Consider the following 23744-nt stretch of genomic DNA (forward strand, 5'->3'; position numbering starts at 1 on the left):
TTCCAACGGAATATTCACCCCATGAGCCCGAGGCATTTACGGAATTTTGTTTGACTGTTCCTAAACCAAACAAAATAATCCACTTTTAAAACCCCAAAAGCTCTATGGAGTATTCTACCAATTCAAAAAAACACAAACTTTGGCCACCGTCGCCATTCAGGGGGATCCTGAACAGCCACCGTCCAATGCGCTTTAAAACACGTCCGGGGCTGATTTTATCAATCCTCAGCCTGCTGTTTATTTCTGTTCCTTTTGATGTTGCCTATGCTTCCGCAAATGTGATTTTTGCAAACAATAATATAGCAGAAATCGCCGGTAAAGTAACAGACGAAAAAGGTGAAGGACTTCCCGGAGTGAGCGTGATCGTAAAGGGATCGCAGCAGGGAACTGTTACGGACGTTGAAGGTAAATTCAAACTATCACTGACAGACGCGAAAGACAAATTTCTTGTATTCAGTTTTGTCGGTTATGAATCAAAAGAACTGGAAATCGGTACCCAGAGCAACTTCAATGTAAGCCTTCTTCCTTCTACAAGTACCTTAAATGAATTGGTAGTAGTCGGATACGGTGAACAGAAAAAAGTTAACCTGACAGGTTCGGTTACTACCATCGATTCAAAAAGTATCGAGAGCCGTCCGGTTACCAACCTTTCTTCGGCACTTGCGGGTCTTGGACAAGGCGTTTATGTACGTCAGGGTTCGGGAAAACCGGGCAGCGATGGCGCTACGATCCGAATTCGTGGTACAGGTACGCTGAACAGCAATGGCCCCTTAATTTTGATTGACGGAATTATCGGCGAAATGGATGCCGTTAACCCAAATGATGTCGAAAACATTTCCATTCTTAAAGACGCAGCATCTTCCTCTATTTACGGTTCGCAGGCGGCCAATGGCGTCATTTTAATCACAACAAAAAAAGGCTCAAAAAACAAAACCACGGTTTCTTACAGCGGTCTGTTTTCTACATCAAGCCCAAGTAATTTACCAAAATTTGTTTCGGACTACCCCCGTCACATGCGCTTGTTCAATGAAGGTGCCGCAAATATTGGCCGTGCCGTGCCCATTTATTCCGCGCAGACGATTAAAACCTGGGAAGACGCAAAGGCAAATCCCGATGGACTCAATGCAAACGGTGTTCCAAACTGGCTGGCATATCCGAATACGGACTGGGGAAAGGAAATTTTCGAAAACAGCGTGGTACAAAACCATAACATTTCTGTCAATGGCGGCAGCGAAAAAACACTTTTTAATATTTCTCTGGGTTATCTGGATAACCCGGGCGTGATGCAGAACACCGGCGTTAAAAGATATCAGCTTCGCGCAAACGTACAGACCAAAATCGGAAATTTCCTGACTTTGGGAACACAAACTTTTGCCCAAACCCAGTCGAAAGACATGGGAAACACCGATAACGCTTTTAACTTCCTTCGCCAGACTGTACCGGGAATTATTCCGTATTACGACGGCAAATACGGTTTGCCGGTTGCTTCGGATGAAATTCAAACTGCAAACGGGATTCTTGCCTATCTGCATACCACCGGCGGCGATGATAAGGAATCCCGTTTCAACTCGACACTTTTCGCCAATGTAGACATAGCCAAAGGACTGACATTCGAAACAAAAATGAATTATCAGCTGCGGTTTACAGAATACAACTCACATTCCATTCCGGTTGTAAGATGGAATTTCGCTAACAATGTCGGTGATGATGTAAACCAGACAAATGATCCGACTACGATGAGTACGGGTTATAAATTCACCAAAAACTATCAGATCACTTTTGATAACGTTTTACGGTATAATACCACCTTCGGAAAAGATCACGATTTTGGCGCACTGGCCGGATACAATCAGTACTACTACAATTATTACGATATAGACGCTTCCAAAATCGGACTTATCGACTGGACAATCACAACGCTGGAATCGGCTACGGATATGAAAAATATCACCGGAACCGAGTACGACAGAGCGATGCGCTCTTTCTTCGGAAGACTTAACTATGCGTTCCGTTCAAAGTACTTATTTGAAGCAAACATCCGCTACGATGGTTCATCACGCTTTTCACCGGATACACGATGGGGAACTTTCCCATCATTTTCTGCTGGCTGGCGTCTTTCAGAAGAAAACTTCTTTGCAGGTTTGAGAAACCATATATCCAATCTGAAATTAAGGGCATCGTGGGGACAGCTGGGGAATAACGCTTCGGGTGACTACGATTATCAGGCTGCGTATGGAAAAGTGGGTTATGCTTTTAACGGCGCAATTGCATCTGGTTTAAGACAAAGAAAAATCGCTAACCCATTGTTGAAATGGGAAACAACCACGGTGACCAACTTTGGTCTGGATGCCAATGCATTCAACAACCGCGCCAGTTTTGAACTGGAATGGTATCAAAAATATACCGATGGAATTTTGACGACACCTCCGATTCCGTTAACTGCCGGAACCGTTACTGCGCCAACTCAAAATACGGCCGCTGTACGTAACCGCGGTCTCGAATTTTCGATGGGATGGAGAGATAAAATCGGTGACGTTAACTTTTCTGTCAATGGAAACTTCGCCTACAATATCAACCGCATCATGACCTACAAAGGTAAGTTGAAGGAAAACTGGACAACCAACGCGGACGGGACCAAAACTTACACGACCAATCTCGGTGATGTAGCTACAACCGACCCCGACAATGCCAATTACTGGGTTGCAGAGGACCATCCTGTTAATTCATACTACCTGCGCGAGCGGTACAAAGGAGACGGAAGTTACACCACTGGCGGAGAGCTGAACATAAACGGCGGTCCAAAAGACGGAATGATCCGTACAGAAAATGATCTGGCCTGGGTGAATGCCATGAAAGCAGCCGGTTATATTTTTTCACCTGTGAACGGAGTAGGAAAATCACAGCTATACTACGGTGATTTTGTCTTTGCCGACCTTAATGGTGACGGTAATTATGGGAACTCATATGACCGGAAGTTCAGCAATACGACAGCCGCTCCAAAATATGTATTCGGTCTTAATCTGAATGCAACGTGGAAAGGGTTCGATTTTTCGATGATCTGGGCAGGTTCAGCAGGTATGCAGTATTACTACAATCCGGAAGGTTATAACAACTCGATCGTGAGAGACGGGAACGGTATCGCGCTGCGCGTAGCCGACGATCATTACTATTACAATGACGCAAACCCGAACGATCCTGCCAATAACATCAACGGATCTTTCCCGCGCTTGAAATATGGTGGGGACGCCATCAACACAACGGCCAATACCTCCTGGCTTTACAACGCATCCTATGTGAAGTTGAAAAATCTTCAACTGGGTTATTCTATCCCGGATATGCTTGTAAGAAAGTTAAAAATGAGCCGTGCCAGAGTATTTGTTTCGGGTGAAAACCTGCTGATTATCACCAAATATCCGGGCCTCGATCCTGAAATCGGTCCGAATGTAGGTTATCCGACCATGAAGCAATATTCATTGGGTATCAATGTAACACTTTAAGTTCTCAAACAGGAAATCATGAAATTAAATATAAATACATTAAAACTGCAAAAAGGAATACTGCTTCTGGGTATTCCGGCGCTCACAATGTTCTCATTGTCGGGCTGCGAACCTGATTTGCTGGACACGGCGCCTTATAGCTCTGTTGCCTCAAGCAACATGTGGACGAGCGATAACCTTACCAATCTCGGGATGACAGGCGTTTACCATGCGCTCAGGCTGGGAATTTCAACAAGTTCTGCTTCCGGCCGCGAGCTTTATCATTTCGATCGCCTCGGACTCAGTGGGCAGCAAAGAGACGGAGAAGCGTTTATGACAGGAACTGCAACAGTCGGTAACGGAACTGTGAGCAGTGTGTGGTCTGAGTTATATGAAGGTGTGAACCGGGCCAATGATGCCATTAAAAATATTACCGAAAAATCACCGTCCACTGCTGAAAAGAAGGCAAGGTACATTGCTGAAAGTAAATTTCTGCGGGCCTACTATTACTCCCGTCTCAATCAGTTGTTCAAAGGGGTGCCGATTTATCTCGAACCCGTTCAACTGACCGAACTTACCAAAGGCCGCGAAACCGAAGCGAAAGTTTGGGAGCAGGTAATTCAGGATCTGACTGATGCGATCAACGAGCCAAACCTGCCGTTAAAATATGCCAAAGGGAATGCCAGCTATGGTCATGCAACCAAAGGAGCAGCTTATGCTTTACGGGGAAAAGCCTATATGTACACCAAACAATGGGATCTGGCCATTGCTGACTTCCAGAATGTAAAGGCAGCTGGTTATGCTCTCTTCACTGGTTCCGGGGCTGATAGCTATCGTCTTTTGTTTAAAGAAGCCAATGAACAAAGTGACGAGATGATTTTCTCGATTCAGCATATCGGTGTAAGTGATTATGGATCAACCACACAGTTTTTTTGCGGCACCCGCTCTTCCACCGGCTCATGCTGGAATACCTATCTGATCTCTCCCAATGTCGTTGAGTTGTACGAGAATAAGGATGGCAGCAAGTTTGATTGGGATAAAATTATTCCGGGATATAATGCCATGCCGGTTAACAAACGAGAAGTTTACTTTTTGAGAAATAACCTGACGGCTACCGAAATTGCCGCCATGACAGCCAAAGGGCTTGATATGTCGCTATACCTTCCAACCGGAAATGAAGAGCGTATCTTGAAAGCCTATGAAAACCGCGACCCGCGTTTGAAAGCCAACGTAATTACTCCTTACGCAGATTACAATGGACTGACGCCTGTAATTTCACGCTGGCCTTATCGCGTTACCAATGGCCTGCCTGTTGCAGACCTTCGTACGGATACCGGAAACTTGTTCTATTACCTGCACCGGAAGTTTGTTTATGAAGGTGCAACGGGTGTAGAGATTATCAATCGTGCCTACGGACCAACCGATTTCCCATTGATCCGTTATGCTGATGTTTTGCTCATGTGGGCAGAAGCACTGAACGAAAAAGGATCGACGGATGAATCCATAGCGTTGGTAAATCAGGTCAGAGCAAGAGCAGGCGTGGCCTTGCTGAATACCTCGGCAGCTACTACCGTGGCCGGACAGGCCGATCTTCGTCAGCGTATCCGAAATGAGCGCCGCGTGGAATTTGTCAATGAGGGCATCGACTATTTTGATGAATTACGTTGGGGAACGCTGAAAGAATCTGTTTTCTATACCGGAAATGGAGTAAAACAAATCTGGGGAACCGTGGTTGTGCCTTATGTCTGGTCGGGAGACCAGCTGAACAGCTGGCCGATTCCCCAGGCTGAAATTGAGCGAAACAGAAATCTCGTGCAAAACCCAGGCTGGTCAAATTAAATTCAAAAAAGCGGAGTACGGAAATTGTCGTGCTCCGCTTTTTCATGCAGTAAAAGACTTATCCATTCTATTTCGACGCAATCATGAAAATATATAAGTCCCCTATCCAACTGTTTTTTCTGGCCGGAATAATTTCTGTCCTGTTTTTCCAAAAAGCCCAAAGTCAAACGCCTGCCGATTTCACAACCATCTCCAACCGGATTTTTGACAACTTCCAGTCCTCCGGAGGTTCTGCGCTGGACACACAGGTGACATCGCTACTGAGCACACTGAACGCCTCCTATGCCTGGACGGATATAGATTATACCTCCACAAGCCAAACCGACTGGGTGCCGGGAAACCACCTCGCCAGAATGGGAACACTGGCCAAAGCCTATTCCAATCCATCGAGCACTTATTATGGCGATGCCAGCCTGAAAGAAAAAATAGAAGGTATCATGAATTACTGGCTGACGTTAAGCCCTGCTCCAAGCAGTACCAACTGGTTTTATCTGTCGATCAGTGTACCCAAGGATATTGGTAACACACTGATTTGTCTGCGGAAGTCTCCATCCGGAATTTCTACTGCGCTGGAAAACCAGATGCTTGCCTGGATGACCAAAGGCGTTGCCATTACTGCTTCTCCGGCCAAAGACGGCTCCAATTTAACCGACGTCGCGCAGCATTACATCATGCGTGCCTGTCTGACCGAAAACCAGACATTGCTTAATCAAACGATAACGGCCGTCACCAATTCAATTGTCGTGACAACGGGAGAAGGTATCCAAAATGACAATTCCTACACCGCTCACGGACCACAGTTGTATGTATATGGTTATGGAAGAGAATATGTTTCGGGCATCAGCAATATTGCCATTTATGTCGCCGGGACTTCCTATGCTTTCGCTGCCGACAAACTTGCTATTTTTTCAGATTTTGTAAGAAAAGGTTTTATCAAACCTTCCCGCGGTGCCTATGCGGATTTCAACTTATACGGGCGCGGTGTCAGCCGTGCCAACGCGGGAAAGGCCGACGTAGCCCTGATCGAAAAAGTGAAGGGATATGACCTGCCCATCCACGCGACCGAATATGACAACGCAATACAGCGAATGCGGGGATTCCAGCCTCCTTCCTACAATGTTTCACCGGAACATATTCACTACTGGCGCACAGACTACACGGTTCACCATCGCCCCGGATACATGTTTGGTCTGCGCAGCATTTCCTCCCGAAACGCCAAATCAGAAATGGGAAATGGTGAAAATATCAAGGGTTATTACCTGACCGAAGGCGTTAACTACATCGGCGTAACCGGTGATGAGTATTACAATATTTTTCCGGTTTGGGAATGGAATAAAATACCCGGCACCACGGTTCCTGAGATTACAACCTATCCAGTCAGAACTTCCTGGGGCGTTAATTTCGGTACCGTTCCCTTCGTGGGCGGTGTTTCCGACGGAACCTACGGCGCCAGTGCATATGCTATGAGCGATTATAACACGACAGCAAAAAAATCCTGGTTTTACTTTGATGAAGAAGTGGTCTGTCTGGGTGCCGGTATAAATTCATCGGCAGCACAGGCTATTAACACGACCGTTAACCAATGTCTTTTAAAAACAGATGTGACCGTAGCCGATGCCTCCAATAATATCAGCATTTTGACTGGTGGGACTCATGATTATACCAACAATTTAAAATGGGCATTGCAGGGAAATGTGGGCTACTTTTTCCCGGCAAACGGTACCGTTTCAGTAAGCAATCAAACCCAGACCGGAAGCTGGTCGTCCATCAATACGACCGGATCTGCCACAGCCGTTTCAGCTGATGTTTTTAAGTTATGGTTCAAACACGGAACCGCTCCCGCCAATGCTTCCTACGCCTACATTGTAACACCGGGGAAAACATCTGCCGCGGATATGCAAAATTACAACACAGGCAATATCAGTATTTTATCAAACACGGCAACCGTACAGGCCGTACGTCATAATGGTTTGGGTATCTGGCAGATCGTGTTTTATCAGGCCGGAGAATTTACTGCTGATCAGGTTACGGTAAAGGTAAACAAAGCTTGTGTGGTGATGCTAAAAAATGTAACCGGTACCGATGTTACAGTCCACGTTGCTGACCCCTCGCAAAGTACCGCTCAAATATATCTGGGAATTAAAACCCCACAGTTCACAGCGTTAAGGGCCGCTACTCTGGCCATGCCACAGGGCGCCAACGCGGGAAGCACCATAAATACCACCATTTCAAACGCAAATCCTGTTTATGAAGTGCCGATAGAACCCTTGTTGAAAGTAACCAGCATAGCAGACGCATTTGTGAGAAGTGGTGGCACGGGCAGCACGGCAGCGTACGCGACCACGAACTATGGCACTGACGCCGTTTTGACGATCAAAAAAGAGTCGGCAGGGTATGACCGGGAAGTGTTTGTCAAATTTGATCTCAGCAGTTTTGCAGCAAATCTTGACAGCGCCGTCGTCCAGTTGCGGGTGAATAACGCCAATACTTCGGTTACCAGTACGAAATGGGCTTTTTATTTGGTTGAAAACAATACATGGACAGAAACCGGGATCAATTGGAGCAACAAACCGGCCCACACGACCAAACTCGGGGAAATTTCCGGAACATCTGCCGGGAGTATTGTAAAACTGAATATCACGCCTGCGGTGATTGGCCGACTGGCGGCAGATAAAATTTTATCTGTGCATATTGCCTCCGAGCCCACTACCACGGATGCCACGATCATCAGCAAAACCGACGGTGCTTTTAATGCCCGGGAAAATACCAACGCCGACTACCGGCCGCAGATTTTGCTTTACGGAAAGATCCCGGAGGAAGCAAAAAAGGACTCGATACTGGCCGTCGCAGATTCCTACGTGAGAAGCAATAGCAACGTCGCGAACAATTACGGAACGCAGGGTTATCTTGTTGCTAGAAACAAATCCGATGATATTCAGGAGGTTTACCTGAAATTCGATATGCACGGGTTGCGCAAAAATATTGTTAATGCGAAAGTCAGGTTGTATGCGCTCGAAAACGGGATAACAACGGGCTGGAATATTTCAAAAGCAGGAAACACCTATTCAACCAGCACAGACGCCTGGCTCGAAACGGGTATCAACTGGAACAACAAACCGGCAACCGGCGACCTTATCACCAACGCTACTTCCCAGGCATCAGCAGGGTATATTTATTTTGATATAATCACCGCCATGGGCAGTATTTCGTCAGACAGTATTCTGACGCTGAAAGTTACGGCAACGACCGATGTTTACAGCTCTTTCCGGTCCCGTAATTTCGCAACGGATCTTTTGCGTCCCAAAATCATCTACGAATACACCGCGCAAACACAGACAACTCCCCTCCCGGTTGAGCTCATATATTTCAAAGGTGATACAAAAAATGGCATGGTAAACCTTTCATGGGAAACGGTCTCCGAGAAAAACAATGATTATTTTGAGGTTGAACGCAGTGAAAATGCCCGAACTTTCGAGGGAATCGCAAAGATATCCGGTCATAAAACCACGGGTTCTGTTAACAAATATGCATATGAAGATCGTGAAGCTGTTTCAAGAGATAACAGTCTTTTCTATTATCGTTTAAAGCAGGTAGACCTTGATGGCACGAGCACGTTTTCTTCCATCATCGCGCTTTCGCTACCGAAGAAGGACAAGGTATTTGCAATAGGCCCCAATCCTACTTCAGGAAAGCTGACCATTTTTGCCAACGAGACTTATTCGGGAGCGGTGACCTTCGTCATCCTCAACAAGGAAGGACGCATTGTGACCGAAAAACAGCTGACAAAAGCCGTACAAACCGATCTTAATCTTGAACATTTTCCGACTGGGATTTACTTTCTCAAAATCAAAAAGGATAATCTCGAACCACAGATTTTCAGGTTTCTATTAAATAAGTAATACCTGCAAGGGGAACCGTTTCCGGCGTAATGCCGATCACGGTTCCCTTCCTTTTAAAACCGAAACAATTAACAGACATACTTTTTCAATGCTCATGCGATTTTCACTGCCATTTACATTTTTAATATTACTTATCAGCTTTTTCTTTCACCCTGCAAGTGCCCAGCGAAAGCTGGTTTGGAGTGATGAATTCAATTACAACGGACATCCCGACAGCACCAAATGGGATTACGAAGTCGGATTTGTCCGTAACAAGGAACCTCAATATTATACATACAAAAGACTGGAAAACTGCCGGGTTGAAAACGGGAACCTGGTGATTGAAGCAAAAAAGGAATCATACCAAGGTGCCGGTTATACGTCCGCCAGTCTCATCACGCTCGGGAAACAGGAATGGACTTACGGGCGGATCGAAGCCAGGGCAAAGGTGCCCAAGGGAATCGGGACATGGCCGGCGATATGGATGCTTGGAAAAAACAGAACCGAAGTAAAATGGCCGCATTGCGGAGAAATTGACATTCTGGAATTTATCGGAAAAGACTCAACCCGCGTTTTCGGAACAGTGCATTACTCGGATTCACTGAACAAATATCAAAGCGAAGGAAAAAGGCCGGTTGTTGGCGCGCCTTATGAAGATTTTCACATTTATGCCGCCGAGTGGTACCCGGACCGGATCGAGTTTTATTATGACGATCTGAAATACTTTGTTTTCGATCTGAAAAAATCGGATAAACTTTCAGGAAACGCATTTCAAAAAGAATTTTATCTCCTGCTAAATCTCGCCTTGGGCAGAGAGGGAACACTGCCGGGGCCTTTATCTGACAATGCGCTCCCGTCCAAATACTTAGTGGATTATGTAAGGATTTATCAGTAAAGAGATTAGGCCCCTTTTTCGAATTATAGTAGTTAAATATTTCGCTAAAACTTCAATTTCACAATCCTGACAGGTAATTTGATGCGGCGGATTGCTTTTTAAAACAGGTAAAAATCATTAACCTATTAAATTTCCGCTGACTTGGCGTCCTATGCCGCAAGTCAGCGGAAAATCTTTTTATGAAAACGTTATTATTCATTCTGGCCGGGTTATTTTCGTTCTGTTCTGCCGGTTATGGGCAAGTTAAAAAAGCAAAGCCCAATATTGTATTCATTTTAGCCGACGACCTGGGTTATGGCGATCTGGGTGTTTACGGGCAAAAGATTATCAAAACCCCGAACATTGACCGGCTTGCCAGGCAAGGGAAAATTTTCACACAATTTTACGCCGGCACCACGGTTTGTGCGCCTTCGCGTTCATCGCTTCTGACGGGGCAACACACGGGACATACCTACATCCGGGGCAATAAAGAGCTTGAACCGGAGGGCCAGCAGCCATTGCCCGATTCGGTTGAAACCTATGCCCAGCTGCTCCGCGAGGCTGGTTATGTCACAGGCGCTTTCGGCAAATGGGGACTTGGTATGGTCGGCACTTCGGGCGAACCGGCGAAGAAAGGTTTTGACCAGTTTTTCGGATATAACTGCCAGCGTCAGTCGCACCGCTACTATCCGACGCACCTCTGGCAAAATGATAAAAAAGTGGTTCTGGATGGAAATGACCTGCAACACAAAGCCGTGTATGCACCGGAATTAATCCAGCAAAAGACACTGGCTTTTCTGGATCAGAACAAGGACAAGCCATTTTTTCTCTTTATACCAACCGTATTACCGCACGCCGAATTACAAGGTCCGGACGATCAGTTCCTGAAAATGTACAAGGGCAAATTGGCCGAAAAACCGTATAAAGGGAACAACTACGGACCTGAGGGAACCATCGCAGGGTACGCTTCCGAGCCCGAAGCCCACGCCACTTATGCAGCAATGGTGAGCCGGATGGATCATTACGTCGGTGAAATTCTTCAAAAACTGGATACTCTCGGATTGACAGAGAACACCATAATCATTTTCAGCAGCGATAATGGTTCTCACCGCGAGGGCGGCGCCGATCCTGAATTTTTTAACAGCTCGGGCGGGCTGCGTGGCAATAAAAGAGATTTATACGAAGGTGGGATCCGTGTCCCTTTCATCGTGAAATGGCCGGGTAAGATCAAAGCAGGCAGCCAAAGCAAATTTGTGGGTGCTTTCTGGGATCTTATGCCCACTTTCACCCAACTGGCAGGGGCAGCAAAACCCAAACAATCAGACGGCATTTCGATTGTGAACGAGTTGCTGGGAAATAAGACGCAGAAACAGCATGAATATCTCTACTGGGAATTTCACGAAGGCGGCGGGCGTCAGGCTGTGCGTTATGGTAACTGGAAAGCCGTAAGACTAAATGTTGACAAAAATCCGGACGGCACACCTGAGTTGTATGACCTGACAAAAGATCCAGCCGAGATCAATAACATCGCTGCCGGACATCCGGACGTGGTTTCAAAAATGGTAAAATTCATGAAGGAAGCACACCGCGAAAGTGATTTATTCCCTTTTGCAGCCAGATAAAATAACCGACCAAAATACAGATTCGATGACAACAGCTACGATCAAACGCAGGGATTTTTTACGTCAGGGAAGTTTGCTGACAACAGGATTGTTCATCATGCGTAACGCAGGCTGGGCCAACGCACTGAAACCGGACGGATATCCGCTTCATAACATTCCTGTAAATAAAAATCTGAATCCGGCGTGGATCAAAGATCTGTATAAACGAGGTAAGGCAACCATATATCTCAAAAGCAAAAACGAGCTGAAATATATTGGCATGCCGGTGGGCGGTCTCCATGCCGGAACGGTCTACCTCGGAGGTGACGGGCGGTTATGGTTATGGCAAATCTACAACGAAACCGAGGAGTCTAAAAATGAGGGAATTGATCCTAAAACGGTACTTTGGAACGATGGAAAAGAAGTCAGAAAAATACGGTCACGTGACGGCTCGGCTTACATAGAACCCGCCATTGCCAATAACAAAAGAGTTTTGGAGCAGGGTTTCGCCATCCGGATTAAATATCAGGGTAAAACCATCATCAAGGAACTCAATGAAGAGCATTGGGATGAAATAAGTTTTGAAGCGACCTACCCCATCGCAACCGTCAAGTACATCGATGCGAAATTGCCAGTTGAAGTTACCCTGAAAGCCTATTCGCCCTTCATTCCGCTGGATGCGGATAACTCGTCACTTCCTGCTACCATTATCCGCATATCCATCAAAAACACTTCCAGGGAAAAGGTTGATGTTTCGCTGATCGGATGGATGGAAAACGGAGCGAGCAAGCTTTCTGCGAAAACGGGCGACGGTTTTAAGACAAGCAGCCTGAAAAAATCGGACAAATTCACCGGCATTTTTTCAGCGTTTAATACTTCAAAACAGGAGTTAACCAGGGCAGTTGATTATGGAACAACCAGTTTTGCAATCATCAATAATCAGGCAGGTGTAAATACCTCTTTTTCTCCGTGGCCGGTTTCCGATGGCAGTTTTGATATTCTTTCCGATGAAAACGCTGAAAAAGATGCGACCGAAATATTAACCGGTGCCTTGGTTTCTGCCAAAAGTCTGGCTCCCGGCATGTCACAAAATGAAGATTTCGTCATCAGCTGGCATTTTAATAATCCCAATGAAAATTTAAAAAAACTGGTAAAGGATGCACACGAAGGTTATTACTATGGCAAGCGTTTTGCCGATGCCCAGGCTGTAACGCACTACATCGCCGATCATTTCGAAAAACTCACTTCCGAAACCGAACGCTGGCAACAAACCTGGAACGACTCGACGCTGCCACACTGGTTTTTGGAAAGGACTTTTGTCAACATCGGAACACTTTCTACGGCCAATACCTATCGTTTTGCGAGCGGGCGTTTCTGGGCATGGGAAGGCGTAGGCGCCTGTGCCGGAACCTGTACGCATGTATGGCAATATGCCCAGGCTATGGGCAGGATTTTTCCGGAATTGGAGCGGACGCTTCGCCAGCATGTAGACCTTGGTGTGGGTTTCAAAGATTCGGGTGCGATCATTTTCAGGGCTGAAAACGAAAACCGTCCGGCCATCGACGGGCAGGCTGGCACGATTCTCCGTTTTTATCGCGAACATCAGATGTCGGCCGACAGTCAGTTCCTGGAAAGCAACTGGCCGAAAATAAAAACCGCTATCCGGTTTATGCTCGCCCAGGACAAAAACGGGGACGGTATGACGGACACGCCCATGGAAAATACGCTGGACGCAGTTTGGGAAGGAGAAATTGCCTGGATTGTAGGACTTTGCATCGCTGCTGCCAGAGCCGGACAAGCGATGGCGGAAGATATCAGCGACACTGATTTTACCAAAATCTGCCAGGAATATGTGGCGAAAGGGAAACAGAACATGGAAGAAAAACTGTTTAACGGCGAGTACTTTATCCATAGGCCCGATGCCAAAGAAGGCCGTAAAAGTCTGGGCTCTTACAATACCTGCCACATTGATCAGGTTTATGGACAAAGCTGGGCGCATCAGGTTGGTTTGCCGCGGGTTTTGGATAAAGACAAAACCATTTCCGCGCTGAAAGCTTTATGGAAATATAATTTCACGACCGATGTCGGGCCCTATATTAAATCACATCACGGCGGTCGTCCCTACGCCGTTGCGGGAGAAGGCGGGATGATCATGAACACCAATCCCCTGAATGAACCCAAACCCTTCGGTGAAAATGTGACCTGGCAGCTCGGTTATTTTCATGAATGTATGACCGGTTTTGAGCATCAGGTTGCCGCGCATATGATGGCGGAAGGCATGACTGACGAAGCATTAACCCTGACACGTTTTATTCATGACCGTCATCATGCCGCCAAAAGAAACCCGTACAACGAAATTGAATGCAGCGACCACTATGCCAGGGCAATGGCCAGTTATGGGACATTCATTTCGGCTTGCGGTTTCGAATATCACGGTCCTAAAAAATACATGAGATTTGTTCCAAAAATCTCTCCTGACAACTTCAAAGCACCTTTCACAAGCGCCAAAGGCTGGGGTACAATTTCGCAATCGCGCTTGAATGGAAAACAAAGAAACGTAATCAAAATCGTTTATGGAGATCTTTCGCTCAAATCCGTAGGACTAGCGCCGGCACCCGGTTTAATTCCGAAAAACGCCTTGGTCACACTAAACGGCAAAATTCAGAAAGCAACTTTGCACCAGCAGGAAAATAGATTTTTAATCGAATTGGAAAGCGAGATTCATATAAAAACTGGCGGTTTGTTAGAAATAAATCTGAGCTGATTTTCGGATTAGATCACTGCCCCAGCCAGCTCTTGAAACTTTGCACTTTCTCACGACTTATTGAAATATCGTTTTCATGACAATGCGCTAAGTGAATTTTCTGGTTTGCGTTATAAACGTGAAACTGTACCAGAGCCGATTGCAAGTCGTGGTTAATTGTTATTTAATTTTCAGTAAAACCGGCCGAAAACAAGATTCAATTCCAGTCCGTTTATCATTTTTACCTTATTAACATTAGAATACAATCCCAAACCTATACCGATGTTTTTGTGAGGACTAAAAATAACTTTCACTTTGGCAGCCAACCCAATGCCTGTCTTTGACAAACGGTATTCGTCGTAGTTCCGGCCAAAAAAGCTTGGGGAAATTGCTTTGAAATATGTTTGATTATAGATGGTCACGGAAGGACCCGCTTCCAGAATATATGCAGTACGCTTATCAAGAGAATTAAATGCCTTTAGCGCACGCGAGGAAAAAATAAATACGTCATCTTTTGGGGTACAATTCCCGAACAAACACAAACCAGGCTTATAACCCGAAGGTAAATTTTGAGCTTTAATAGCAGCAAAAGTACCGTCCAAACTAAGTCCCAGACCTTTATTAAAAACAATACTTACACTCCCTTGCCCAAATACTCCGGGAGCACTTATCACCGCACCTAACCCTCCATAAAATTTGCGTACCGGCCAAGTCGTACTTTTAGTTTTGTAGTCTTGCCCCATAAGGCCAGAACTGACTAACAAAAGGTTAAAAAAATAAAGTATAGTTTTCAACATCGCTCGATTAATCTTAAAAATGGAACACTTTTGAAGTTCTGCCTACGAAAACCTCTATTAATCGCCTTGACTATACCAATCCCAAGTACCATCCGGTATCCACACTTTCCCATTCACCTTACAGGAAAAGGTGTTCTTCCCTTCCTGTGTAGTAGGCGTCAGATCTGGTCCTTTGTCACAGCCCCAGAAAAGCAGCAGAAGTGCTAACGCCGGTAGATGTAGGTTTACATCTTTCATTTCGGTTGTCTAGTTTAGAAGTGAGATATCTATTTGACTTACCTGTATTTCAGTGTATTTTCATAGGCTAAGTATTTATCTTGTCGATTTCTGAGAACATGGGAAAGTTAATCCCATCAAAAGGATTTACATCTTGTGATACAACAACATTTCAGCTTGTTCTACGACAATATTTTTACTTGCTTTGATTTGCAATCGGAGCGGTTATCGCTCAACATTTATAGCGCTGCTATTACAATCATTACAACTGACCCGGATCGAAAATCGGGGCGAGCCGGGTCAATCGTTGTCATGACAGAGCGCTAACTGGATTTTACAACTAATCGTCACATAAATGTGTCTGACGTTAAATGAGTTAGCAAACCAAACGATTCATAACATGATACCTTTCAGATACTTCGGAAAATTACTATTGTCAACCTTTGGAATTCTGCTAATAGCCGTCAGTTGCAATAATGCAGATGTAGATGCGAAAAAAAGACCGGTTTCTGTTGTATATGGTATAGTAAATAAGGAGGGAGTCAGGACAAACAGAGTAAACAAAGGCGAAAATTTTGTTTTCAGCCTGGTCATCACCAATACTTCGGATGAAGATTGGTATGTAGATCATGGATCGGTCATTAGCTCCAATTTCACAGAACTATACAAAAAGTCGGGTAGCGGATCAGATAGCTTACTTGGTCCAGCCTATTTATCCGCGTTGTGTTCTTTTCAGAGTGGGGTATTCATACCTGCTAAGGGTACGTATGAAGTTAATATTCCCTGGGTTGAGGACAAATCCCTTACAAAGGTTCCTTCCTGTGGTTTATCAACAAAACAAAATAGTTATTTGAGTGAGGGCCAATACACAACCAAAATAGAGGGTGCAATTAAAGTATTCCGCGCCGACATTACCCGCGAAATTTCTCTAAATGAATATAACCTTACCTTTCAAGTGCAGTAGTTGGTCATGAGGCTTTGATTGTAAGACTTGTCCTGTTCGCGTTCTGTTACAATGGTAGTTTTCAGATTCGCGTTGTAAACGCTGGCCCATATCCGCCCCGATTGCAAATCGTGGCGAACGTGGTTTATCAAATTTTAAACTATTTGCAGTATGTTGAGTTTATTCAAAAGATCTAAAATAGAAGATTGGGAAATTCTGCTTTTAAAAAATACTATAAAACAACTACCAGAAGAATTTCACATCTTCATTGAACAAATTAATGCTCAGGTGTTCAGTGGAGTGTTAACCGGTATGAGTGATCTTCCGGGTTATGTAGCTTTTTCATATAACTCAAAAGTCATATCTCTATTTGAGAAAAAGGAAGAGAAAAATTATAAAATAACCGGTATCAAAGTTTACGATAGCAGATCTAAGAGTAATTTAAAATATTCAATTTATATTTCATCAGGAGTTATCAACGGTTATTCTATTGAAGGGGCCGATAAATACTCCTTAGATCTGGTAAAAATAGATGTCTCTAGGTTTAAATTAGTATTAATAAGTAATAATGATTTTAAAGAAATAAGCCAGTTATTGGATTCTTTGGAAGTTAAACTTTTAAATCCCGCTGACATATATACCGTATTATTAAATGATAAGGTGTATTATCATTTAATAGACTTGGAGGATGGTGACTTTATTGGAATGGATACGGGAAAAATGTTTTATAAAATAACTCATGACCCCTTTGAAATAATTCAAATTCATAAGAGTTTAAATCAAATACTTGAAACCTTTTAAATTGTTTTAACATCAACCTTTGCAAATCGGAGCGAGCTGGTCATCGCTTAATCCTCAAACCCAACTCGCTCCATAAAATCAAAATTAAAGAAGGAACCATGAGAGAAATCTATTTCAATTCAGATATTACCCCTAAGGCGACAAATGAAATAAAGTTATTGGCACTGTATTACGATAAAATTAATATAGTGAATGATGCCGTTTACAGCCCGAAATTTGAAAATATCAACGGAGAATTTAAGTATACAGGAATTGACGACCTTCAGTTTATTCCCAAATCTTTTGAAACGGACTATAAGATGCTCATTGACGAAAATCTAATTTCAATTACTAGGAGAAATGAAAACGAGGAGGATGAATATGAAAAAATGTTTTCAGAAAAAATTAGCACCTTGGTAAATGGAAATTTTGATTTAATTTTCCCCAATCACCCGACAGAGGATAATAGTAAGATAATCACGGAGGAAGTCTATGATATAATGAAACACATGTTAGGTTTTGATTGGGGTAAGCCAGTTGAGAGGGACTATATTTGGTGGTATTATGCCTTTAAACTTAAATGGTTTGTCAAACTTCTGATAGAAGGAAAAACCTGTATTAGCAGTAGCAATAATTTGAATACCTTGCTTTCTAACTTTCTAAAGGAGATAAACGTATCAAATTTTGATTTTGGAGCAAGTGGTGTAAGAAAATCTCTCGCACTTGATGCATTAAAAATCAGTTTACCAAATCCAGACATATTAAGTTTTGAAGACATTCTGGAATTGAAATACAGGCTTAAAGACGAATTAAGTTTATTCTATCAAACTATAAATTCAATTGAGGTTAAGCATAAAGAGCTATTTAGTACAAAAATAGATGACAAGGAGTATCAGAGCATTTTTTTTAGCGAGATTCAGAAACCATTCACTGAATTGGAAAGCAAAATGAAAAATCTAAAAAGCAAGACCTTTAGAAAATTCATTGAAAAAATGCAAAATCCCACAACCTACGTTCCATTAATAGGAACAGTTGTTGCGAGTGTGCCCATTCATTATGCGTTACTTGCTTCGCTGGGGATGACTAGCGGACTATCATATCTGGAATATAAAGAAGAGAAAAGAGACGCTTCCAACAACGGGCTTTATTTCTTGTTAAAAATTAGCCAGCAACAAATCTAAAAATCTTCACTATTGGTAAAAACTATGTCCCCTCTCACTTTAACAGAACAATACGAATAACTATGGATACCCGATTTGGACACGTTACGTATACAAAATTATGTATTAGGCATTCGACGCTGAATTCGTTTTGTAAAGATTTTGAAATTGAAATAGAAAAAAATACTAAATCAACTTCGCAGTCATTCAAGGATCATCTGCTGGAAGACAATTTTGTATATTTCTTGTTGGAAAATAAAACGTTCATTCTAATTTATGATTTAGACTATTACAGTGACAAGACTATCGAAATCATTGCTAATAAAATTGGAAGGAAAGAACAGGAAATAGAAGAATATTTAAAAATTCGCAAGTATAAAATTGACCCGAAGTATCCATTTCGCTATATTTCTTCTTATAAAATTGATTATGATTTAGGGGGATATTACAATTTCCTTAAGTATAACAAAGACCTTTTATACGAAGGGAATTTTGAATTTAGACGAAGACCTTCATAACCAATTCATATACCGCGCTCGCCCCAATTTGCAATCGGGGCAGTTATGGCTTAGCGTTTATAACGCGGCTATAACAATTATTTAAACTGACCCGGATCGCAAATCGGGGCGAGCTGGGCTAATTTTCAGATCAAATCACTGCCCAAGCCACCCCTTAAAACTCTGCATTTTCTCACGGCTTATTAAAATATCATTGTCATGACAGTGCTCCAACTGAATTTTCAATCGGCTGTTGGAGTAGGTAAAAACCCCATTGATGGCTGCTACGGCACTGATATACTTTCTGTTTAACCTGAAAAAATGCTCCGGATCAACCATCGTTTCCAGTTCATCGAGGGTATAGTCGACGATGTACTTTTTTCCTTGTCGGGTCATCAGAAAAGACACCTTGTCTTCGCTGTAAAAAAAGCCGATCTCATCAATGGCGATGGTCTGGATACGCTCTCCTATCTTGACGAGAAATCTGTTTTTATAAACTTTTTGAACCGGTTGCAGCAAAAGCCGGATTTGGTCGAGCGAAATTTCCGGCGCTTTTCTGCCCGACTGAAATTTGTTCAGGGCGTGTTTCAATTCATCCGGATCAACCGGTTTTAGCAGATAATCAATACTATTCAGCTTAAAGGCTTTGATGGCATACTGGTCAAAGGCAGTACAGAAAATGATCGGTGCCGTAACTTTTACATGTTCAAAAATCTCAAAACTGATCCCGTCGGCAAGCTGAATATCCAGAAAAATCAGATCAGGCTGGGGATTGCTGTTCAGCCAGGCCACGGCGGAAGTAATCGTATCCAGATTTCCGAATATTTCGCAGTCGGGCAGAATCTCCTTTATCAGTTTTACCAGACGCCTGGCAGCCATGTTTTCATCTTCGATGATGAGAATTCGTATCATTTCTTCTAACAATAAAACGTCAAATCTGACTGCTGACCAGCAAAGGTAGTTTTACAATAAAAAAATCAGCATTTTCTTCGATTAAAACGGGTTCCGCGCTGAGCAATTCATATCTTTTTCGAATGTTGGAAAGGCCTATCCCCGTAGACTCTTCCGTCAGACTGCTCTTTAACTGAAGGTTATTTTTGATCACCAGCGTATTCCCTTCCCGAAATATTTCGATGCGAAGCGGATCTGCCATCGAGGCGACGTTATGCTTGATCGCGTTTTCCAGCAGCATCTGAAGAGATAACGGCGGCAGGTAAAAGTCGGGCCGCTGATCTACATGAATATCATACAAAAGTCCGTTCTCAAATCTTATTTTCTGAAGAGAAAGAAAGTTCTCTGCAAACTCCAATTCACTTGAAAGTTTTACCAATTTTTCTTGCTGCACTTCCAAAACGTACCGATAAATTTTCGACAACTGCCTGATAAATTTCGCAGCGGTATCAGGATTTTCATACACCAGATTGCTCAACACATTAAAAGAATTGAACAAAAAATGAGGATTAAGCTGATCTTTCAGCGTCTGGTATTGCTGGGCATACTGCTGTGTTTTAAGCTGTTCCGCTTCGATAGCCGATTTCCTCCATTCCAAAAGAAACGAACGACTGATCAGCACAAAGGAAATAAATGCGGAGATCTGCATCGGAAATTTGGTATAGGCCAGCAGTCTTTGCCACGGAATATCATCCAGTGTAAACGTGCGCCTGCCCAGGAGTTCGATCATCGCCGTGATCACAAAACTGACCACAAAAACATACAAAAGATAGGCTGATGTCTCTAAAACCAGTCTTTTGACAGGATATTCAATCCAGGAAATGGTTTTGTCAAAATACACTTCGACCATAAAACCGCCATAACTCAGCGCGCAGGAAAGGATAAATGAACTCAGAAAATTGTAAATGGCCAGTTCATACCCGTCATTCCGTGTAAAGCAGGAAGGGCAAAAAACAACCGTCAACACAACCGCGATCAGCAGGTTTATCCCAATAAAAGCCGGGGAAAAATTCCAGAATTTTGCTGATCCTCTGATGTGTGACGGCATATTTTAGTCCTTTTGTTACGTTAATTCAACTTTCTATGATTATCAGTTATTGACATGCCTTGGCAAGCCGTCCTGCAAGGCTTCCACCCCAGGTTGGCAGTAAAGATGCCGTAAGTGTTTCCACCGGCTGTTCCTCAAACAAAGTCTGGCTTTTTTTCACCAGTCCGCAAGCCTTTTCTGTTCCTGAATGGAAAAATTTCGCTGTGCCATACTCCATTTGCCCCATCAAAACGGTCGCTCTCGGATTTTTCGGATCAATGCTGAGCGCCTTTCCAAAGTTATACATCACGGCACCGGACAGGCTCTGGCCCCGGCTGCCCGGATCCGCACTTACCTCCGCCATTACTTTAAATCCTTCGAGGGTGACAATCTCGGAATTATTAGGCGAAATAACATCGGCTTTTTTTATCAACTCTTCTGCTTTGGCCAGTGCTTCATCTTTTTTATGCAAACTTAGCGAGCCATCGAGTCCCTGGTAAATATAAGCCAGCGCACCATAATAATAGGGCTGCCACGCTCCCGGATTAAGCTGACTGATACGCGCGAACGCATTGGCCGACTGCTGGAATTTGGAAAGTGAGTCGGCCTTTTCCAGATTGGAGATCTCCTTTTTCATGGCTTTCTGATAAGGGGAATCCTGCGCCAAAACGGATAAAACAGCACAATAAACAAAGGCGATTGTTAAGATTAATTTTTTCATGTCATTAAAATTTATGGTTTGTAAAAGAGATGTTCAAATCGTTGACGGCTTTACAGATTGTTTAGCTGATTGGCATTTTTATCCTTCGAAAAAGTGATAAACAACCCGACAAACACCATACGGGTAGCACCCTGACCAACCGGGATCCCCGAAAAAGTACCCGTTTCGTCCACCTGGCCGGCATATTTATACCCAAAAACATTGTTGCGGCCAAGGATATTGGAGCAAGCCGCATGCAATATGACATTGGGCCGCGGCAGATAACTCCAGCTGATACTCAGGTCACTGTAAGCCTTTGTTTTTCCCTTCATTTCACCGGCCAGATTGGGATCATTGTAGGTATAACCACTGTTCCACGACCAGGAAGTGCCAAGCTGCGATTTCAGCGCACTCACAAAATGTTTGACGACAACCGAGCCGTTATGTTTTGGAGCGAACGAGGGTTGTATTTTTGACTCATAAATGGCATAACGGCGCTTGCTGTCGACAAAACTGTATGTGATCCAGAAGTCCGTGCCTTTCAAAGTGGTTTTGTCACGGTAAAACAAATCCGCTCCGCGGGCATATCCCGAGCCCTTTTGGGCGATTGCAACCGGTGCCTGGTCTGTTCCCTTGTATGTGGCAAGGTTTTCATAAGTCTTATAAAAAGCCTCTGCACGTAATGTCCGGTTGTTACTGGTTATAAAATAGTTCAGGATGTAATGGCTCGCCTCTGCATTTTTCAAATCGGTCTGCAAAACCCTGAGTTTTTCATCGGGAAGCTGATGAAATCTCCCCGCGGCAATCGAAAACTGTCCCTGATTATTCAGCTTATAGGCCAGCGAAGCCCTGGGATCTATCCAGAATTGTTTGGCCGCCGTACTGTATCCGCTCCTTAACCCACCCCGAAAAATCAACCGGTTACTGAAATAATAGTCTGCTTCCACAAAATGGTTAAACTGGTTGTCACGGATATCTCTTTTCAAATGATCAGCGACCAATGCTTCCGAATAAGATTTCAGATACCATTCCAAACCGTTTTTCAGCGAAAACTGAGGACCAAGATCTTTTACAGCCACCACTTTCGCATGCCCGACCTGATTGATCTGACGGATCGGTTCCTGATTCAGGTTAATAGCATCGCGATTGTGCGAATAGGCGAGTCCGCCATAAAACGACCAGTCATTTTTGCCCGTTTGACGAAAAGAGAGATTACCATAGGAATAGCGATTATTGATATGGACCCGATCGCCACGCCCCGGCTCACCCGCATTCTTCTGCCAGATCGTCATGGAATTTCCCTCCGTATGCCCATATGCCTTAATAAAACCCGCTTTGCCCCATTTATGCTTCAAAGCGACTTCGCTGTCCCAGCTTACCGGGCTTTTTTCCCAGTCAAACTTTTGGTTTACCAGTGACTGGTAAGGGGCCAGGTTGTAATAATTTGCCGAAGCCATTAACGCATCTTTTTCCCCAACCCAGGTTTGTGTGTAACCGCCTCCGAGAGACATAATGCTCAGGTCGCCCTGATTTCGTAATGGCAGGTCGATCGTATTAAGCGACAAGGCAGAAGAAAGCGCCTGACCATATTCAGCAGAATAACCACCGGTGCTAAAAAAAGATCCTTTAAATAAGTTGGCACTAAACCGGTTACGTGTCGGTACGTTGGTCGCCGTGCTTCCATAGGCATTGCCGACCTGCAAACCATCGATAAAAATGCTGGTTTCGGAGGCATCACCACCGCGCACAAATAAACGTCCGTCGTTGCCCACCGTAGAAGTGCCGGGCAGGGTGAGCATGGCAGCGGTAATGTCACCCATAGCGCCGGAGGTCGTCACAATATCCAGTGGTTTCAGCACAACCGCCTTTTTTACATCGCTGGCCTCCATGGCTCCGGCTGTAATGGTCACCGCCGTTAATATGTTAATACTTTCAGCAAGTGTTATCTGATACCGGATCGGCTGGCCTGTACATTCAATTTCGCGTTCCTGGGACTTGTAACCCATTGCCTGAAAATTGAGCACATGCTTGCCCGTTTCATTCGTCACAAAACTGAAATTTCCGTTTTCATCGGAAGAGACACCGTCATAAGTATCTTTGATGAATATATTGGCACCGGGCATCGCAACACCTTTCTGGTCTGTAATTTTCCCGGAAATTTTTGTTTGTCCCAATACACAACCGGCTAAAAAAAGTAGCGACAGCGTAGAAAACAATACTTTCATTTTGACTTTCCGTTTAGGTTTATGTCAAAATTGATCA

15 protein-coding genes are annotated in these 23744 nt (G+C 44.0%); 9 read left to right on the forward strand and 6 right to left on the reverse strand.

The window, feature by feature from the left end; genetic code table 11:
• Window positions 1-104: 104 nt before the first annotated feature.
• From M1L62_RS19705 to M1L62_RS19730, 6 genes are all read left to right on the forward strand, one after another.
• Window positions 105-3497, forward strand: a complete 3393-nt coding sequence (locus M1L62_RS19705) for a SusC/RagA family TonB-linked outer membrane protein (RefSeq protein WP_254561332.1) — start codon at window positions 105-107, stop codon at window positions 3495-3497.
• 18 nt (window positions 3498-3515) lie between these two features.
• Window positions 3516-5315: a RagB/SusD family nutrient uptake outer membrane protein gene (locus M1L62_RS19710; protein ID WP_254561333.1), complete on the forward strand. Its 1800-nt coding sequence runs from the start codon at window positions 3516-3518 to the stop codon at window positions 5313-5315.
• An 83-nt stretch (window positions 5316-5398) separates the two neighbouring features.
• Complete coding sequence (locus tag M1L62_RS19715) at window positions 5399-9214, forward strand: polysaccharide lyase family 8 super-sandwich domain-containing protein (protein ID WP_254561334.1); 3816 nt, start codon at window positions 5399-5401, stop codon at window positions 9212-9214.
• Between the two features lie 94 nt (window positions 9215-9308).
• Window positions 9309-10088: a glycoside hydrolase family 16 protein gene (locus tag M1L62_RS19720; RefSeq protein WP_254561335.1), complete on the forward strand. Its 780-nt coding sequence runs from the start codon at window positions 9309-9311 to the stop codon at window positions 10086-10088.
• 179 nt (window positions 10089-10267) lie between these two features.
• Window positions 10268-11689, forward strand: coding sequence for an arylsulfatase (locus M1L62_RS19725; RefSeq protein ID WP_254561336.1), 1422 nt, complete (start codon window positions 10268-10270; stop codon window positions 11687-11689).
• A 25-nt stretch (window positions 11690-11714) separates the two neighbouring features.
• Window positions 11715-14432 (forward strand): GH116 family glycosyl-hydrolase, encoded by a 2718-nt coding sequence (locus tag M1L62_RS19730; protein ID WP_254561337.1) that lies wholly within the window; start codon window positions 11715-11717, stop codon window positions 14430-14432.
• A 170-nt stretch (window positions 14433-14602) separates the two neighbouring features.
• Here the strand turns inward: M1L62_RS19730 and M1L62_RS19735 are convergent, their stop codons facing one another.
• Window positions 14603-15208: a hypothetical protein gene (locus tag M1L62_RS19735; RefSeq protein ID WP_254561338.1), complete on the reverse strand. Its 606-nt coding sequence runs from the start codon at window positions 15206-15208 to the stop codon at window positions 14603-14605.
• 57 nt (window positions 15209-15265) lie between these two features.
• The gene (locus M1L62_RS19740; protein ID WP_254561339.1) at window positions 15266-15445 is read right to left on the reverse strand and encodes a hypothetical protein; all 180 of its coding nucleotides are present in this window, start codon (window positions 15443-15445) and stop codon (window positions 15266-15268) included.
• A gap of 379 nt (window positions 15446-15824) precedes the next feature.
• Between M1L62_RS19740 and M1L62_RS19745 the strand changes: the two genes are divergently transcribed.
• From M1L62_RS19745 to M1L62_RS19755, 3 genes are all read left to right on the forward strand, one after another.
• Window positions 15825-16388 carry a hypothetical protein gene (locus M1L62_RS19745; protein ID WP_254561340.1) on the forward strand — a complete coding sequence of 188 codons (564 nt, stop codon included), beginning with the start codon at window positions 15825-15827 and terminating at the stop codon, window positions 16386-16388.
• A gap of 150 nt (window positions 16389-16538) precedes the next feature.
• On the forward strand, window positions 16539-17168 hold the full coding sequence (locus M1L62_RS19750) for a hypothetical protein (protein WP_254561341.1): 630 nt from the start codon (window positions 16539-16541) through the stop codon (window positions 17166-17168).
• Window positions 17169-17266: 98 nt separating this feature from the next.
• Window positions 17267-18328 (forward strand): hypothetical protein, encoded by a 1062-nt coding sequence (locus tag M1L62_RS19755; protein WP_254561342.1) that lies wholly within the window; start codon window positions 17267-17269, stop codon window positions 18326-18328.
• A gap of 632 nt (window positions 18329-18960) precedes the next feature.
• Here M1L62_RS19755 and M1L62_RS19760 read toward each other — a convergent pair.
• From M1L62_RS19760 to M1L62_RS19775, 4 genes are read right to left on the reverse strand one after another with little or no spacing between them, the layout of a single operon-like run.
• Complete coding sequence (locus tag M1L62_RS19760) at window positions 18961-19716, reverse strand: LytR/AlgR family response regulator transcription factor (RefSeq protein ID WP_256527735.1); 756 nt, start codon at window positions 19714-19716, stop codon at window positions 18961-18963.
• Window positions 19717-19735: 19 nt separating this feature from the next.
• Entirely contained in the window at window positions 19736-20803 is a 1068-nt protein-coding gene (locus M1L62_RS19765; protein ID WP_254561343.1) for a sensor histidine kinase, read from the reverse strand.
• Between the two features lie 46 nt (window positions 20804-20849).
• Window positions 20850-21503, reverse strand: coding sequence for a hypothetical protein (locus M1L62_RS19770; RefSeq protein ID WP_254561344.1), 654 nt, complete (start codon window positions 21501-21503; stop codon window positions 20850-20852).
• Window positions 21504-21553: 50 nt separating this feature from the next.
• Window positions 21554-23707: a TonB-dependent receptor gene (locus M1L62_RS19775; RefSeq protein ID WP_254561345.1), complete on the reverse strand. Its 2154-nt coding sequence runs from the start codon at window positions 23705-23707 to the stop codon at window positions 21554-21556.
• Window positions 23708-23744: the final 37 nt, after the last annotated feature.

The organism is Dyadobacter diqingensis, assembly GCF_024220585.1.
GTDB lineage: Bacteria > Bacteroidota > Bacteroidia > Cytophagales > Spirosomataceae > Dyadobacter > Dyadobacter diqingensis.